This window comes from Uliginosibacterium sp. sgz301328, from assembly GCF_041807905.1.
Taxonomy (GTDB): Bacteria; Pseudomonadota; Gammaproteobacteria; order Burkholderiales; family Rhodocyclaceae; genus JBGVSA01.
On record NZ_JBGVSA010000031.1, the window covers coordinates 1 to 15,218 of the forward strand.

Annotated in this window: 20 protein-coding genes; 5 read left to right on the forward strand and 15 right to left on the reverse strand. The window is 63.9% G+C overall.

The genetic code is table 11. The annotated features are described in order from the left end of the window. Positions 1–419 precede the first annotated feature (419 nt). On the reverse strand, positions 420–1,049 hold the full coding sequence (locus tag ACDA63_RS17725; protein WP_373664620.1) for an AAA family ATPase: 630 nt from the start codon (positions 1,047–1,049) through the stop codon (positions 420–422). Positions 1,050–1,115: 66 nt separating this feature from the next. After that, positions 1,116–2,495: a cysteine--tRNA ligase gene (gene cysS, locus ACDA63_RS17730; RefSeq protein ID WP_373664621.1), complete on the reverse strand. Its 1,380-nt coding sequence runs from the start codon at positions 2,493–2,495 to the stop codon at positions 1,116–1,118. 298 nt (positions 2,496–2,793) lie between these two features. Between cysS and ACDA63_RS17735 the strand changes: the two genes are divergently transcribed. The 4 genes from ACDA63_RS17735 (at position 2,794) to ACDA63_RS17750 (ending at position 5,464) form a co-directional block, all read left to right on the forward strand. Then, a complete protein-coding gene (locus tag ACDA63_RS17735) occupies positions 2,794–3,471 on the forward strand; it encodes a peptidylprolyl isomerase (RefSeq protein WP_373664622.1) in 678 nt (225 codons plus the stop codon). Positions 3,472–3,633: 162 nt separating this feature from the next. After that, positions 3,634–4,125 carry a peptidylprolyl isomerase gene (locus tag ACDA63_RS17740; RefSeq protein ID WP_373664623.1) on the forward strand — a complete coding sequence of 164 codons (492 nt, stop codon included), beginning with the start codon at positions 3,634–3,636 and terminating at the stop codon, positions 4,123–4,125. A gap of 87 nt (positions 4,126–4,212) precedes the next feature. Next, complete coding sequence (locus tag ACDA63_RS17745) at positions 4,213–4,932, forward strand: UDP-2,3-diacylglucosamine diphosphatase (RefSeq protein WP_373664624.1); 720 nt, start codon at positions 4,213–4,215, stop codon at positions 4,930–4,932. Between the two features lie 52 nt (positions 4,933–4,984). Continuing rightward, the gene (locus tag ACDA63_RS17750; RefSeq protein WP_373664625.1) at positions 4,985–5,464 is read left to right on the forward strand and encodes an SRPBCC family protein; all 480 of its coding nucleotides are present in this window, start codon (positions 4,985–4,987) and stop codon (positions 5,462–5,464) included. Positions 5,465–5,475: 11 nt separating this feature from the next. Here ACDA63_RS17750 and ACDA63_RS17755 read toward each other — a convergent pair whose 3' ends face one another. The 3 genes from ACDA63_RS17755 to ACDA63_RS17765 are packed head-to-tail and all read right to left on the reverse strand — an operon-like array spanning position 5,476 to position 8,580. Further along, on the reverse strand, positions 5,476–7,278 hold the full coding sequence (locus ACDA63_RS17755; protein WP_373664626.1) for a M61 family metallopeptidase: 1,803 nt from the start codon (positions 7,276–7,278) through the stop codon (positions 5,476–5,478). 28 nt (positions 7,279–7,306) lie between these two features. Continuing rightward, the gene (locus ACDA63_RS17760) at positions 7,307–7,864 is read right to left on the reverse strand and encodes a phospholipase D family protein (protein WP_373664627.1); all 558 of its coding nucleotides are present in this window, start codon (positions 7,862–7,864) and stop codon (positions 7,307–7,309) included. Further along, positions 7,861–8,580, reverse strand: coding sequence for an ABC transporter ATP-binding protein (locus ACDA63_RS17765; RefSeq protein WP_373664628.1), 720 nt, complete (start codon positions 8,578–8,580; stop codon positions 7,861–7,863). Before ACDA63_RS17765 ends, ACDA63_RS17760 begins: the two co-directional genes overlap by 4 nt. Between ACDA63_RS17765 and ACDA63_RS17770 the strand changes: the two genes are divergently transcribed. Continuing rightward, positions 8,567–9,172 carry an arylesterase gene (locus tag ACDA63_RS17770; protein ID WP_373664629.1) on the forward strand — a complete coding sequence of 202 codons (606 nt, stop codon included), beginning with the start codon at positions 8,567–8,569 and terminating at the stop codon, positions 9,170–9,172. The two genes, ACDA63_RS17765 and ACDA63_RS17770, sit on opposite strands and share 14 nt — an antisense overlap. A gap of 37 nt (positions 9,173–9,209) precedes the next feature. Here the strand turns inward: ACDA63_RS17770 and ACDA63_RS17775 are convergent, their stop codons facing one another. From ACDA63_RS17775 to hisH, 10 genes are all read right to left on the reverse strand, one after another. Next, a complete protein-coding gene (locus ACDA63_RS17775) occupies positions 9,210–9,929 on the reverse strand; it encodes a TVP38/TMEM64 family protein (RefSeq protein ID WP_373664630.1) in 720 nt (239 codons plus the stop codon). A gap of 72 nt (positions 9,930–10,001) precedes the next feature. After that, on the reverse strand, positions 10,002–10,733 hold the full coding sequence (gene tatC, locus ACDA63_RS17780; protein WP_373664631.1) for a twin-arginine translocase subunit TatC: 732 nt from the start codon (positions 10,731–10,733) through the stop codon (positions 10,002–10,004). A 6-nt stretch (positions 10,734–10,739) separates the two neighbouring features. Continuing rightward, a complete protein-coding gene (gene tatB, locus ACDA63_RS17785; RefSeq protein WP_373664632.1) occupies positions 10,740–11,474 on the reverse strand; it encodes a Sec-independent protein translocase protein TatB in 735 nt (244 codons plus the stop codon). A gap of 90 nt (positions 11,475–11,564) precedes the next feature. Continuing rightward, a complete protein-coding gene (gene tatA, locus ACDA63_RS17790; protein ID WP_373664633.1) occupies positions 11,565–11,786 on the reverse strand; it encodes a Sec-independent protein translocase subunit TatA in 222 nt (73 codons plus the stop codon). Between the two features lie 11 nt (positions 11,787–11,797). Continuing rightward, entirely contained in the window at positions 11,798–12,145 is a 348-nt protein-coding gene (locus tag ACDA63_RS17795; protein ID WP_373664634.1) for a histidine triad nucleotide-binding protein, read from the reverse strand. After that, positions 12,142–12,468, reverse strand: a complete 327-nt coding sequence (locus tag ACDA63_RS17800; RefSeq protein ID WP_373664635.1) for a phosphoribosyl-ATP diphosphatase — start codon at positions 12,466–12,468, stop codon at positions 12,142–12,144. The genes ACDA63_RS17795 and ACDA63_RS17800 overlap by 4 nt, the downstream gene beginning before the upstream one ends. Continuing rightward, the gene (hisI, locus tag ACDA63_RS17805; RefSeq protein ID WP_373664636.1) at positions 12,465–12,908 is read right to left on the reverse strand and encodes a phosphoribosyl-AMP cyclohydrolase; all 444 of its coding nucleotides are present in this window, start codon (positions 12,906–12,908) and stop codon (positions 12,465–12,467) included. The genes ACDA63_RS17800 and hisI overlap by 4 nt, the downstream gene beginning before the upstream one ends. Further along, positions 12,905–13,663, reverse strand: a complete 759-nt coding sequence (gene hisF / locus ACDA63_RS17810; RefSeq protein ID WP_373664637.1) for an imidazole glycerol phosphate synthase subunit HisF — start codon at positions 13,661–13,663, stop codon at positions 12,905–12,907. Before hisF ends, hisI begins: the two co-directional genes overlap by 4 nt. Before the next feature lie 54 nt (positions 13,664–13,717). After that, positions 13,718–14,464, reverse strand: coding sequence for a 1-(5-phosphoribosyl)-5-[(5-phosphoribosylamino)methylideneamino]imidazole-4-carboxamide isomerase (gene hisA, locus ACDA63_RS17815; RefSeq protein WP_373664638.1), 747 nt, complete (start codon positions 14,462–14,464; stop codon positions 13,718–13,720). A 90-nt stretch (positions 14,465–14,554) separates the two neighbouring features. After that, positions 14,555–15,196: an imidazole glycerol phosphate synthase subunit HisH gene (hisH, locus tag ACDA63_RS17820; protein ID WP_373664639.1), complete on the reverse strand. Its 642-nt coding sequence runs from the start codon at positions 15,194–15,196 to the stop codon at positions 14,555–14,557. Positions 15,197–15,218 lie beyond the last annotated feature (22 nt).

The following is a 15,218-nucleotide window of genomic DNA, read 5'->3' on the forward strand; positions in this document are numbered from 1 at the left end:
TGAGCCGCCGAGCAATGCAGACAAGTCAGGTCGCCCGCGTAGCGGGTCGGCGAGGACTGTCTGAGGAGCGCAGCGACGAGTTCCGCAGCCGCCTGACTTGACGAGTAGCGCAGGGGACCGGCCGTAGGCCGGCGGCGATGTTGGGGTCGTTTCTTTGGTTACTTTCTTGTCGATAACAAGAAAGTGACTCGGCCGCCGGGACGAACTCCCGGCCGTCGGGCATCAGCAGTCGAGACCGAGTCCGCAAAGCCAATGCTCAAGGAAAGGGTTCTCGAAAGGAAGCCGCCACGCGGGAAATGCATGTCCCTTTGGAACCAACTCGCGGCCATCAAGCATCAGCAGCGGAGACTGCCGTTGACGAACACAGCCTCAGACAAGCAAGGGGCTTTCAAAGCAACGCACAAAAACCCTCATGCGCATCACACCAACGCCTCATCAATGGCCGCCCATTGCGCCCGATCCTTCTCAACCCGATGCGCTGCCACATCGAACACCGTCAGCCCATGGGCCGCAAGCTGCACATAGACCTGCGTATCGCGCAGGCACGTTACCAGCGGCAGCCCGGTCGACTCGATGAAGCGATGGAATTGCTCCGCCGCCCGCGTACGTTCATCGACGCGCACGCCCACGATGCCCACATCCACACCGCGCGCAGCTTTGAGCTCGGCCAGTTCATTGAAGAAGGCACGTGTCGCGAGCAGATCGAACATCGACGGCTGTACGGGCACCAGCACGTAGTCGGATTGCTTGAGGAGACTCTTCAGCTTGTCGCCGTGGAGACCGGCGGGTGTGTCGAGCACCACGTGGGTGGTGCTGCGCGGCGGCTTGGCGGGCTGGCCGGGCGCGATCTCCCAATTGGTGATCGGCGCGGCCGAGCTCGGCCGGCGCTCCAGCCAATAGCGCGACGACTGCTGCCGGTCGACGTCGCCGAGCATGACGCGGGTGCTGCCGTCACGCCAGCCGCGGTGCGCCAGCATGCCGGCGAGATTGGTTGCCACGGTGCTTTTGCCCGCGCCACCCTTGGGGTTTGCGACCAGATAGACCTTCAAGACCCGCCTCCCGATGAAGCCATCTCAAGAATGTCTGCGCGGGCAGGCAATCCCCGCGCGTACCCGTCATGCCCGCCGCCAGGTCGTGCCGCCGGCGCCGTCCTCCAGCACGATGCCCTGCGCCTTCAGTTCGTCGCGGATGCGATCGGCTTCGGCAAAGTTGCGCGCTTTCTTCGCGTCGATTCGCGCCTGAATGGCCGCTTCGATGCGGGCGGCGTCGTCACCGCCGGCAACTGCGCCATGCACGAAGGCGCGCGGATCCTGCGACAACAGGCCGAGTGTGCCGCCTAGTGCGCGCAGCAGGCCCGACAGTTCGTGCGAGCGTGTGCGGTTTACCTCGCCGCGCAGTTCGTGCAGCACGGCAAAGGCATTGGGCGTGTTGAAGTCGTCGTTCATCGCGTCGCGGAAGCGCGCGGCAAACGGGTTGCTCCAGTCGATGGCGACATCCGCGGGCGTGACGTCGCGCAGCGCGGTATACAGCGCCAGCAATGAGTTGCGCGCGTCTTGCAGCGTGTCCCAGGTGTAATTGATTTCCGAACGATAGTGGCCGCGCAGCAGGAAGAAACGCACCACCTCGCCACCCTGCACCGCGTCGAGCTTGGCGAGGATTTCGCGCGTGGTGAAAACATTCCCCAACGATTTGGACATCTTTTCGTTGTCCATGTTGAGGAACGCTGCGTGCATCCAGTAATTGACGAAAGGCCTGCCCGAGGCGCCCTCGCTCTGCGCGATCTCGTTTTCGTGGTGGGGGAATTGCAGGTCCCAGCCGCCGCCATGAATGTCGATGGTCTCGCCCAGTTCGGCGTGGCTCATGGCCGAGCATTCGATATGCCAGCCCGGGCGGCCTTCACCATAGTGCGAGTGCCAGTGCGGCTCGTGCGGCTTGGCTGCCTTCCAGAGGACGAAGTCGAGCGGATCGCGCTTGTGACTGTCCACGGCCACGCGCTCGCCAGCGCGCAGATCGTCGATGGCTTTGCCGGAGAGCTTGCCGTAGCCGGGGAACTCGCGCACCGCGTAGTACACGTCGCCGTTGTCGGCCGGGTAGGCCTTGCCGCGCTCGACCAGCCTGCCGATCATCGACAGCATGTCGTCGATGTGGCCAGTGGCGCGCGGTTCGCTCGACGGGCGCAGCAGCAGCAAGCGGTCGGTGTCTTCGTGCATGGCAGCCACCATGCGGGCCGTCAGGCTTTCGATCGGCTCGTTGTTCTTGTTGGCGCGATCGATGATCTTGTCGTCAACATCGGTGATATTGCGAACGTATTTGACATCGAAGCCTTCGCTGCGCAGCCAGCGATAGACCATGTCGAAAACCGTCAGCGTGCGCGCATTGCCGATATGGAAATAGTCGTAGACCGTCAGGCCACACACATACATGCGCACCTTGCCGGGCTCGATGGGAACGAATTCTTCTTTCTTGCGGGACAGCGAGTTGTGGATCTTGAGCATTGCGTGTCTCAGCCGCGGGGGCCCCGTGACGAGGCGCCTGCCGGGCTCCATCCCGGCCATCCCCCGCAGCGGCAGGGTAAATTGATCTCGGCGACTCTAACACATGCGCCGCCGGCCGGACGTTGCGCCCGAGACGCGGCCGCGCGCACACCTGTCGCCGGCTCAAGTACTATTCGCCCGGTTCCCCGTGCCATCCGGCCACGCCGCCGCACGGAACATCCGGAAGCCCGCACGGTCTGCATCCTGGCCGGCCCGTCGAGCGAGTGGCCGCCCATGGACTTTTATTAGAAGGAAACGCATGAACATCGCCGCAACCGTTCCCTCATTCTCGCTGCGTGCGCTGCTGCGCACGGCGGCTGCCTTCGTCGTGCTGAGCGCCAGCGCGCTGATGACGGCGCAAGCCGCCGACGTCCCCGCGAGCGGCACCGGCACGGCGGCTGCGCAAGGCGCGGCCCCCACCGTGACCAACAATCCGCGCGTGCGCTTCGAGACCTCGTTGGGCAACTTTACCGTCGAGCTGTATCCGGAAAAGGCACCCAAGACCGTCGCCAACTTCATCCAGTACGTCGCCGACAAGCACTACGACGGCACGATCTTCCACCGCGTGATCCGCGGCTTCATGGTGCAGGGCGGCGGGTTTACGCCCGACATGACGCAGAAGCCTACCCGCGCTCCGGTCGTAAGTGAGTCCAAGAACACGCTGGGCAACGTACGCGGCAGCATCGCCATGGCGCGCACGTCCGACCCGGATTCGGCCACCGCCCAGTTTTTCATCAACACGGTCAACAACCGCTCGCTCAACTACCCCAGCCCGGACGGCTACGGCTACACGGTATTCGGCCGGGTCATTGACGGCATGGACACCATCGACAAGATCGAAATCGCCCGTACCGGCAACGTCGGCGGCATGGGCGACGTGCCAGTCACGCCGGTGATCATCCAGCGCGCCACGCTGGTGAGCGGCACGGGCAAGTAAGCCAGCCGGGCGCGTCGTGCCGGTTGTCCGCAACAGCCACCGCGACCGTCAGGCAGTAATATTGCGCACCCGCAGTCCTCGCGGCCGGCAAGGCCGCGGGGCGGCAGCACGATTCACCTATAGTCCAACCCCCTGAATGCGCTTCGCGCAAAGGAATCGACCATGATCAAGATCCATACCAACAAGGGCGTCATCACGCTTGAACTGAACGAAGAGAAGGCGCCGGAAACGGTGAAGAACTTCCTGGCCTACGCCCAGGCCGGCCACTACGACGGCACGATTTTCCACCGCGTGATCGACGGCTTCATGATCCAGGGCGGCGGCCATCTGCCGGACATGAGCCAGAAGCCGGCGCCCAACACGGTCAAGAACGAGGCCAGCAACGGCCTCAAGAACGAACGCGGCACCATCGCCATGGCCCGCACGCAGGATCCCCATTCGGCCAGCGCCCAGTTCTTCATCAATGTTGCCGACAATGACTTTCTGAACTTCCGCAACGAATCGACCCAAGGCTGGGGCTACTGCGTGTTCGGCAAGGTCACCGACGGCCTGGACGTGGTCGACGCCATCAAGGGCGTGAAGACCGGCAAGCGCAGTTTCTACCAGGACGTCCCGACCGAAGACGTCGTCATCGAGAAGGTCGAAGTGCTCTGATCGACTGCGGCGGCCGGCAGGGCTCACTTGCCGGCCACGTATCGGGGCGCACCACGCGCCCTTTTCCTCGCCAATCCTGTACCCACCATGATCCGCTTCATCTCCGACCTGCATTTGAACCCGGCCGAACCCGCCACCACCGATGCCTTCCTGCGCTTTCTGGATGGTCCGGCGCACGAGTGCGAGACGCTGTGGATATTGGGCGATCTGTTCGAATACTGGGCAGGCGACGACGATCTCGAAAACCCTTTCAACGCGCAGATGGCGGACGCCCTGCGCGCGGTCGCCGATAGCGGCGTGGATATCCGCGTGATCGTGGGCAATCGCGACTTCCTCCTCGGGCCGGTATTCGCCGAGCGCGCCGGCGTGAGCATCGTCGCGGAGCCGTATCCGATTGAACTGGGTGGCACGCCCGCCATCCTGATGCACGGCGACAGTCTGTGCACGGACGATCTGCCCTACATGCAGTTCCGCGCCATGGTGCGCAACCCGGCATGGCAAGCTCAATTCCTTGCACAACCGCTGGCGGTGCGCCGCAAGATTGCTGAAGACCTGCGCGCCAAGAGCGAAATGGCCAAGCAAGAGAAAGACGTCGGCATCATGGATGTGAACGCCGGCGCGGTGGAGCGCGCGTTCCACGACAGCGGCGCTGCCGTACTCATCCACGGCCATACGCATCGCCCTGCCCGCCATGAGCTCAACGTAGACGGCCGAGCATGCCAGCGTTGGGTACTGGCCGATTGGCATGGCAAGGCGCAATGGCTGGAGTGGAATGGTTCGGCGCTGTCCGCGCAGAAGGAACAGTAAGATCGCGCAACGCCATCTACACTGTGAGGCCACCCGATAGAGGAGACCTCAGATGAACAACCCTGCACCCGGTTTCGACCCACAGCGCGACCTACTGCTGGAACGCAGCATCGATATTCGTCCGGAACTCGTCTGGCAAGCCTGGACCGTGCCGGAACACATCAAGCATTGGTTCACGCCCGCGCCTTGGCAGACGGTCGATTGCGAGATCGACCTGCGTCCGGGCGGTCTCTTCCGCACCGTCATGCGCTCACCAGAGGGGAAGGATTTCCCCAATGAAGGGTGCTTTCTTGAAGTCGTCGAGAACCGAAGGCTGACGTTCACCGACACGCTCGGGCCGGACTTCCGTCCGACCGCCAACCCGTTCTTCACCGCCACCATCCTCATCGAACCCAAAGGCAGCGGCACGCGCTACAGCGCCTGGGCGCGCCACAAGGATGGCGGCGACAAGGACCGCCACGAACAGATGGGCTTCCACACCGGCTGGGGTACGGCGCTCGATCAGCTCGTGGCCTACATGAAGTCGCGCTGACCGGCCGGCGACTATTCGGTGCCAAGCCAGCCGTCGCGCAGGCGGCGCGTGGCGGCAGCGGCCTTGGCATCCGCCGCCAGCGTGCACTCCTCCACGCGTGGCGCATCCAGCGTCACACGGCGGGTCTGCAATTCATCGCGGCGGAACAGCGTCAGCTCGAAGCTGTCGCCCGGCTGATAGCGCGTAAGCAACACGTCGAGGTTATTGCCTGTCACGCGCAGACCATCGAGCGCCACCAGTTCGTCGCCCGCCGACGCCCCCGCGCGTTGCAGGCTGCCGTCGTCGAGTACGCTCGCCAGCTTCAGCGTGCCGTTCTCGGCCTTGGTCTTCATGCCCAGGCCCGACGAGAGCCCGCCCCGCTTGCGCGTGAGCGTCACGCCAAAGGATGCGAGCAGCTTGTCGAGCGGAACGTCTTCCGTCCCTTCCGCCCAGGCGAGGATCTGACGGCGCACGTCGACGCCCGTGGCCGCTTCGACGATCGCCGGCATCTCGCCCTCCGCCACGCTGCGCCCGCCAAGTGCGTACGCATTCCAGAGATGACGCATGACGTCGTCAAGCGACTTGCGCCCGCGCGTGGCCGCGCGGATCGTCAGGTCCAGCCCGGCTGCCACCAGCGAGCCCTTGGTGTAGTAGCTGACGATGGCGTTGGGGCTGTTTTCATCCTGACGGTAGTACTTGGTCCAGGCCTCAAACGATGATTCAGCGACACTCTGGCGCGTACGTCCCGTGCCGCGCTCGACACCGGCAATGGTCTTGGCGAGCAGCGCAAGATATTCGTCGCGCGAGATCAACCCGTTGCGCACCAGCGCGATGTCGTCATAGTACGAAGTGAATCCTTCGAACACCCACAGCAGCCGGGTGTAGTTTTCCTCGTTGAGCCGATACGGGCGGAATGCCGCGGGCTGGATGCGCTTGACGTTCCATGAGTGGAAGTACTCATGGCTGCACAGGCCGAGGAAAGTGCGGTAGCGCTCGTGAGTGTCGGCCACGCCGGTCACGGGCAAGTCGTTGCGAGAGCAGATCAGTGCGGTCGAATCGCGATGTTCGAGACCGCCGTAACCGTCTCCCACCGCCATCACCAGGAACAGGTAGCGCGAAAATGGCGCCGGTTGGCCGAAGAGGTCGATGTGCCATTCGCATATGCGTTGCAGATCGCGCGCGAGGCGCTGGGCGTCAAAGCGTACACGCCCGGTCACGGCGACTTCGTGTGGCACACCATGCGCCTTGAACTTGATGAGCTCGAAGGTGCCCATCTCGACCGGATGGTCGACGAGTTCGTCGTAATCGGCTGCGCGATAGAGCCCGAAGCCATACGCAGGAGCCGCCCCCGCGCCACGGGCTCGTGGCAAGGTGGTCGCCACGCACCAGTCGCGGAATCGAGCGCCTTGCGGCCGGCGGATGTCGACGACATGGGCTTGCGATTCGCGTCCCACCACGCGCAAGAACAATTGCGTGCCGTTGAAGAAACCATGCGTGTCGTCCAGGTGCGCGCAACGCACCGACAGGTCCCACGCGTAGACGTCATACACCACGACCAGCGGGGTCGCCGCGTCGAGCTTGCCCTGTGTCCGCCAGGTGTCTTTGTCGTCCTTGACCAGCACGATCTCTCGCCGGCCTTGCATTGCGCGCACGGTGACGATATTGCGGGCGAACTCACGGATCATGTAGCTGCCGGGAATCCACGACGGCAACATGAAAGATTCTCCCGCCGGCGCGGGCGAAGCCAGCGTGAGTGTCACGCGGAAGATGTGTGCCGACGGTGAGTGGGCCTCTACCGTGTACTGGATGGCCTGTTGCGTGCGCTTTTGCGCCATGCTCGGTGTTCTCCTGTGAGGCGCCGGATCAGAATGCCGGCGGCATGTCTTCGGCCTCGTCCCAGAGGCGCTGCCATTCACGCAGGTAGCTTTCGGCCAGCGGCTTCACGTCATACAGGACGAGGACATTTTCGGCATTCTTGGTCGCTGCGGCCGCGGTGAAGTTGAAGCTGCCCGTCTCGACCGTTTCGCCGTCGATCACCATGAACTTGTCGTGGTGGATTGCGTATCGTCCGTTGAGGCGCACCGGCACGCCTTCATTCGCGAGATAGCGCACGGCCGTGAAGCCCTTGCGGTTCTCCTTGGCGTCGGCCACCACGCGCACGTCCACACCGCGCTGGCGAGCCTCGACCAGGGCGGTCGCGATGGACTTGCTGGTGAAGAGATACGCGGCAACGCGAATCTGTCTGTCGGCCGACGCAATGGCGTGCAACACGATCGCCTGTGCGTCACCGTGGGGAGAAAAACCGGATTCGAACCGGGCGCCAGCCGGCAGGTCGCCAGAAGCGCCCCACGCCGTGGGCGGTGCCACGCATGCGGCCACCAACATCAGCGCGCACAGGGCGCGACAGACCGCGAACTTCATGCGACGCCAACCGAGGCGGAGTCTTCGACGATACGCCCGAGCTTCAACCGCACCTGCCGATGGCAGGCGCCCGCAAGCTGGTCGTCGTGCGTGACCAGCATGAGCGTGGTGCCCGTTTCGCGGTTGAGTTCGAAAATGAGATCGATGATCTGTTTGCCGGTCACCGCGTCGAGATTGCCGGTCGGCTCGTCGGCCAGCAGCAGCGCTGGCTGCATGGCGAAGGCGCGCGCCAGTGCAACACGCTGCTGTTCGCCCCCGGACAGATGCTTGGGATAGTGATGCAGGCGCGCCCCCAATCCGACGCGTTCGAGCCAGCGTGCGGCCGAAGTCCGGGCGTCGGAACGCGCAGCAAGTTCCAGCGGCATCATGACGTTTTCGAGCGCATTGAGCGCCGGCAGCAGTTGGAACGACTGGAACACGAAGCCGATCGTCTCGCCGCGCACGCGCGCGCGTTCGTCCTCGTTCAATGCAAAAATGTCTCGCCCGCGCAGGCGCACGGTGCCGGCAGTGGGAACATCGAGCCCCGCCAGCAGTCCCAGCAAGGTCGATTTGCCGGAGCCGGAGGCACCGACGATCGCCAGGGTTTCGCCTTCGCCCACTGCGAAGCCGATGTCCTGCAGAATATCCAGCGTCCCGCCATCGGCCAGCGGCACGCGCTTGGCCAGGCCGCTGACTTCCACCACGGGTACGGAGTTCGTTTGAATGGGTCGATCCATTGTTGTGCTTCTCTTGTTGTTGGCCGCTCGCGGCGCATTGGCTGCCAGCATTCTCGTGATGGGCGACAGCCTGTCGGCCGGCTACGGCATCGAACAGGCACAGGCCTGGCCCACCCTGCTCGATAAAAAGCTCAAGAGCGAAGGCTACCGGTACGACGTCGTCAATGCCAGCATCAGCGGAGAGACGACTGCCGGCGGCCGGTCGCGCATCGGTGCCGCGCTCGACCGCGCAAAACCCAGTGTCGTCATCATCGAGCTGGGCGCCAATGACGGCCTGCGCGGTCTGTCGCTCAAGGCCATGCGAGACAATCTCGATGCGATGATCCGCGCGTCGCAGGACGTTGGTGCGCGCATCGTGCTCGTCGGCATGCAGATGCCGCCGAACTTCGGCCAGGCGTATACGCAGAAGTTCCGCGACACCTTCACCGATCTGTCAAAGCAATACAAGACCGCGCTGGTCCCGTTCCTGCTCGACGGCTTTGCTCAGAAGCGCGAGTTATTCCAGGCCGACGGCCTGCATCCGGTGGCACAGGCACAGCCGATGGTGCTGGACAATGTGTGGCCGGCGCTCAAGCCCTTGCTCAAGAAGTAACCATCCAGCGGAACACAGGATGACATTCTCATAGGCGTCAGGGGCGGCGTTTCATCCAGCGCCGCACCGCGACACCGACGAGCAGCAGCACCACCACGCCGAGCACGACCATCGCCACGGAAGACGCCGACGGCCGCGTCACGATGTCCGCTATGCTGTCGGACAACACCACGGTAATCACGACGCCAGGCACCATCCCAAGCAGCGTGCCGAGCGCGAAGTCGCGCACGCGGATACCCGACGCCCCGGCCACCACGTTGATGACGCTGAAGGGCGCGACCGGCACGACCCGAACGAAGAGGATGGCGTAGAAGCCGCGTCGCTGCAGTTGCTGAATGAGGTGTCGCGCGCGCTCGCCGCCGAAGCGCGTGATCAGGTCGCTCCCCACCGCCTTTCCACAACCGTAGCTCGCCAGGGCACTGGCGAGCGCGCCGGCGATCGCGTAGACCGACCCCCACAGCGGCCCGAAGACCGCGCCCGTGACGATCACCAGCGGCGTAAAGGGCAGAAAGAACACGCCCGCGACCACATAGGCCGCCACCACCAGCAGCGGGGCGAAATGCTGGTTGCGGGCCCACTGCGCGCCAGCTTCGAGCGTGGACACACTGAGCCAGCCATAGCGGATGGCATCGCGCCATAGCATACCCAGCGCGATCAGTACGACGATCAATGCCAGCAATGCCGCGATGTGCGTACGGACCCCCAGGCGCGCGTAACGCGCCAGGCGATGGCGGGGGTGGTGATCTGCTTTGTCCATGCACGGGCTCCTCGGGGAGCGTACTTGCAACAAGCGAAAAACGGCGACCCGAAGGTCGCCGTTCGATACGGATCAGGTACGCACAGGCAGACGATCGCGGTCGCGTTCGATCAGGCGCGCAATGAACAAGCCGACTTCAAACAGCACGATCATCGGCACGGCCAGCAGGATCTGGGAAGTGGGATCCGGCGGTGTGACGACTGCGGCCACCACGAAGGCGCCGACGATCACATAGCGGCGCGCCTCGACCAGCTTGGCGACGCTGACCAGCCCTGTCTTGACCAGAAGGATGACGACGATCGGCACTTCGAAGGTGACACCGAAGGCGAGGAACATCGTCATCACGAAAGACAGGTACTGCTCGATGTCCGGCGCCGGGGTGATGCTCTTCGGCGCAAAGCTGGCGATGAACTTGAACACCGTGCCGAAGATGAAGAAATAGCAGAACGCCATGCCCGCCAGGAAGAGCAGCGTGCCGCCCAGTACCAGCGGCATGGCGAAGCGGCGCTCATGGGCATAGAGTCCGGGTGCGATGAAGGCCCAGGCCTGATACAGCACGAACGGCAGCGACACCACGAAAGCGGTCAGCAACGTGACCTTGATGGGCACAAAGAACGGCGTGACCACGCCGGTGGCGATCATCTTGGTCCCTTCGGGCAACGCCATCATCATCGGACGAGCCAGCAGATCGTAAATCTCGCTGTGCCACGGCATCAGGCACAGGAACACGATGAGCACGGCGGCCGAGGCGCGAATCAGTCGGGTGCGCAGCTCGATCAGGTGAGAGAGAAATGTGTCTTCCACGGCGCCCTAACCCTTGTTTTGCGGAACGGCGCTGCCGCCGAACATGTCGAGCTGGTTTTCGTCGACGAAAGGAGCCTCTTCCTCGTCCGCTTCGACCGCGGCAGGGACGCTGGCGGCGATGACGGCGGCCACCACCGGCGGCACTTCGGGCGCCGGCTGGGCAACAGCGCCAGCCTTGGCGCGCGGCGTACGCTTCTTCGGCGCGGGATCGGCGGCCGGCCCCACAGCCAATGCCGCCTCGACATCGACCGGTTCGGGGGACTCCTCGGCGACCGCTGCGCGCTTGCGGCGACGGGCCGGCTTGGGCGCGGGCGCATCAGATGGGGCCGATGCTTCGACAGCGGCCGGTTCGGCCACATCGGCCGGCTTTTCGGCTTCGGCGGTTGCGGCATTCACGGCGGCTTCGAGCGCGTCCGGTGGCGCGATGGCGCGTTGCGCCTCGACGGCGACCTCTTCGATTTCCTGCTTCTCGCGCTCCAGCGATTGCTGGAACTCCGCGGCCGTGCGCGAGAGCGATTCACGCATTTCGCGGGCGGACTGTTCGAGTTCTTCCTGCATGCGCTTGAACTCGGAAACATCCATCTCGCGGCTGATATCGGACTTCACGTCCGACACGTAACGGCGCAGACGCCCCATGAGCTGCCCCGCCGTGCGCGCCACGCGCGGCAATTCTTCAGGGCCGATGACCACCAGGGCCACGGCGCCGATGACGACGAGTTCCGAGAAACCGATATCGAACATTGAACGATTGAAAAGTGTCCGCCAAAAATGACAAGGGCGCTCGGTGAAGCGCCCCTCCTGGTCAAGAACTCAAAGACCTCGGAACCTCGCTCAGACCTTGTCCCGCTCGCGCGCTTCTGCGTCTACGGTCTTGCTGTCGATCTGCTGCGACGGCGGTGTGGTGCCGGTGGCCTCGCCTTCGCGCATGCCTTCCTTGAAGCCCCTGACTGCACCGCCCAGGTCCTGGCCGATGTTGCGCAGCTTCTTGGTGCCGAAAACCAGCATCACGATGACCAGCACGATCAGCCAGTGCCAGATGCTCAACGAACCCATTGTATTGCTCCTCAGTGCTTCAGCATTGCAGGCAGCGGCTGCGGCCCGCCCAGGATGTGAACGTGCAGATGATACACCTCCTGGCCGCCTACCCTGCCGGTATTGATTATGGTGCGAAAACCCTCTGCCAGCCCCGCCTCGCGGGCCAGCCGGGGGACGACCGCCAGCATTTTGCCGAGCAGGGGGGCGTCCTGCTCCGAGCAGTCGGCCAGTGTCGCAATGTGACGTTTCGGAATGATTAACAGGTGGACCGGGGCGAGCGGACGAATGTCGCGGAACGCCAGCAGATCATCATCTTCGTAGAGCTTGTCACTCGGAATTTCGCCCTTGACGATGCGGCAGAAGATGCAGTCGCTCATTTTTGTCCCCGTGCGTTCTTTTCTTCGATGCCGGAAATGCCTTCGCGGCGCCGCAGTTCGGCCAGCACATCGTCGGCCGATAGCCCGAACTTGGCCAGCAGGATCATCGAGTGGAACCACAGGTCTGTCACTTCGTAGACGATGTGGCGCAGGTCACCGTCCTTGGCCGCCATGATGGTCTCGGCGGCTTCCTCTGCGACCTTCTTGCAGATGGCGTCGGTACCCTTGGCGTAGAGGCTCGCCACGTACGAGGATTCCTTGGGCGCGTTCTTGCGTTCGGCCAGGGTGGCCGACAGGCGTTGCAGGACTTCAGCGTCGATCATGCTGCGCCTCCTTCTTTTTTGGCCGGCTTCCTGGCTTCAGCGTCGGCCTTGGCATAGATGACTTCCGGGTCCTTCAGGACAGGATCGACCGCTTCCCACTTGCCGTCGCCGAGCAGCTTCTGGAAGAAGCAGCTCCGCCGCCCCGTGTGACAGGCGATGCCGCCGATCTGCTCGATCTTGAGCAGTACCACGTCGCTGTCGCAGTCCAGGCGGATTTCACGCACTTTCTGGATATGACCGGACTCTTCGCCCTTGTGCCACAGCTTGCGGCGCGAGCGCGACCAGTAGACCGCCTCGCCGGTGCGGGCCGTCTGTTCGAGCGCCTCGCGGTTCATGAATGCGAACATCAGGACTTCGCCGGTCTGCGCATCCTGCGCAATGACCGGCACCAAGCCCTGGTCGTCCCAGACGACCTGATTGAGCCAGCGGTTGTCGCTCACAGCCTTACCTCGATACCACGTTGACGCATGAATTCCTTGGCTTCGCGCACGGTGTGTTCGCCGTAATGGAAGATGCTCGCCGCCAGCACGGCCGAGGCATGTCCGTCGGACACACCATCGGCCAGATGCCCGAGCGAGCCCACACCGCCGCTGGCGATGACCGGCACGCCCACCGCGTCGGCCACGGCGCGGGTCAGTGCCAGGTCGAAACCACTCTTGGTGCCGTCGCGATCCATGCTGGTCAGCAGGATTTCGCCCGCGCCGAGGGATTCGACCTTGCGCGCCCACTCGATGGCGTCGAGCCCGGTATTGCGCCGCCCGCCGTGCGTGAAGACTTCCCACTTGCCGGGCGAAGTCTGCTTGGCGTCGATGGCGACCACGATGCACTGGTTGCCCACCTTGTCGGAAGCCTCGCGCACCAGTTCCGGATTGGCCACCGCCGCGCTGTTCATGCTGACTTTGTCGGCGCCTGCGTTGAGCAACCGGCGCACGTCCGCCACGCTGCGCACGCCGCCGCCCACGGTCAGGGGAATGAAGACCTGTTCGGCAACCTGCTCGACGATGTTGAGGATGATGTCCCGTTCATCGGAGCTGGCGGTGATGTCGAGGAAGGTGATTTCGTCGGCACCCTGTTCGTCGTAGCGGCGCGCCACTTCGATCGGGTCGCCCGCGTCGCGCAACTCGAGGAAATTGATGCCCTTGACCACGCGCCCGGCGTTGACATCGAGGCAAGGGATGATGCGCTTTGCGAGCATGTTCTGACGGTAGGTCCGGCCACCCGCGGCATGCGGGTGGCAATGGTTCAAACTTTATTCCGACTCCGACAAGGTGTCGGCGCGTTCCTGGGCGGCGCGAAAATCCAGCGTACCTTCGTAGATCGCGCGGCCGGTGATGGCGCCGATGACGCCCTCGCCTTCCACCTTGCACAGCGCCTCGATATCGTCGAGGTTGGTCAGCCCGCCGCTGGCGATCACGGGGATACGCAACGCCTGCGCCAGCTTGACGGTGGCTTCGATATTCACGCCGTTGAGCATGCCGTCGCGACCGATGTCGGTGTAGATGACCGATTCGACGCCATAGTCCTCGAACTTCTTGGCCAGGTCGATGACGTCATGTCCGGTCAGCTTGGACCAGCCATCGACGGCCACCTTGCCGTCGCGCGCATCGAGCCCGACGATGATGTGGCCGGGGAAGGCGCTGCACGCATCGTGCAGGAACCCCGGGTTCTTCACCGCGGCGGTGCCGATGATGACGTACGACACGCCGTCGTCGAGGTAGCGCTCGATGGTATCGAGGTCGCGGATGCCTCCGCCCAATTGAATGGGAATGCTGTCATCGAGTTCGTCGACGATGGCGCGGATGGCGGATTCGTTTTTGGGCTTTCCGGCCACGGCGCCATTGAGGTCAACCAGATGCAGGCGGCGAGCCCCTTGTTCCAGCCAATGGCGAGCCATGGCGGCGGGGTCTTCGGAAAACACTGTCGCGTCCTCCATGTCGCCTTGACGCAGGCGGACACAGTGGCCGTCTTTGAGGTCGATCGCGGGAATCAGCAGCATGATCTTGCGAAAGTCGGTTCGGGGAGGGTAAATGGAACGGGAATGGCTGGCATCGGAGCACGAATGTCGGGGGATGTCGGCTGATGTCGTTCAGGGACGCCAGTTCATGAAATTGGCGAGCAACTGCAGGCCCGCCTTGGCACTTTTTTCGGGGTGAAACTGGACGGCAACGATATTATCCCGCGCTACCGCGCAGGTAAAGGGCGCCCCATACTGGGTCTGCGCCGCCGTATCGGCCACCTTGTCGGGCACGCAGTAGTAGCTGTGCACGAAATAGAAACGCTCGTCCTGCTCGATGCCGTCCCACAACGGGTGCGACGCCGCAGGCTGGATATTGTTCCAGCCCATGTGGGGCACTTTCAGTGCCACGCCATCGTCGCCCATCATGCCGTCGCGAAACCGCACGACCTTGCCGGACAGAATACCCAGGCCCCGCGTGTCGCCTTCTTCGGAATGGTCGAACAGCATCTGCATGCCCACACAGATGCCCAGGAACGGCTTGCTTTCGGCCGCGCGCAGCACCTCGTCGTGCAGGCCGCGCGCCAGAAACTCGCGCATGCAATCGTGCATGGCGCCTTGCCCCGGCACGATCACGCGATCGGCACGCGCCACTTCGGCCGGATCGCCGCTCACCACGATCTGCGCCTCCGGCGCGACATGTTCGGCCGCCTTGGCGACAGAACGCAGGTTTCCCATCCCGTAATCGACGACGACGACTCGCATGCGGCTCATTGGTTTCTGGCAAAGATAAGTC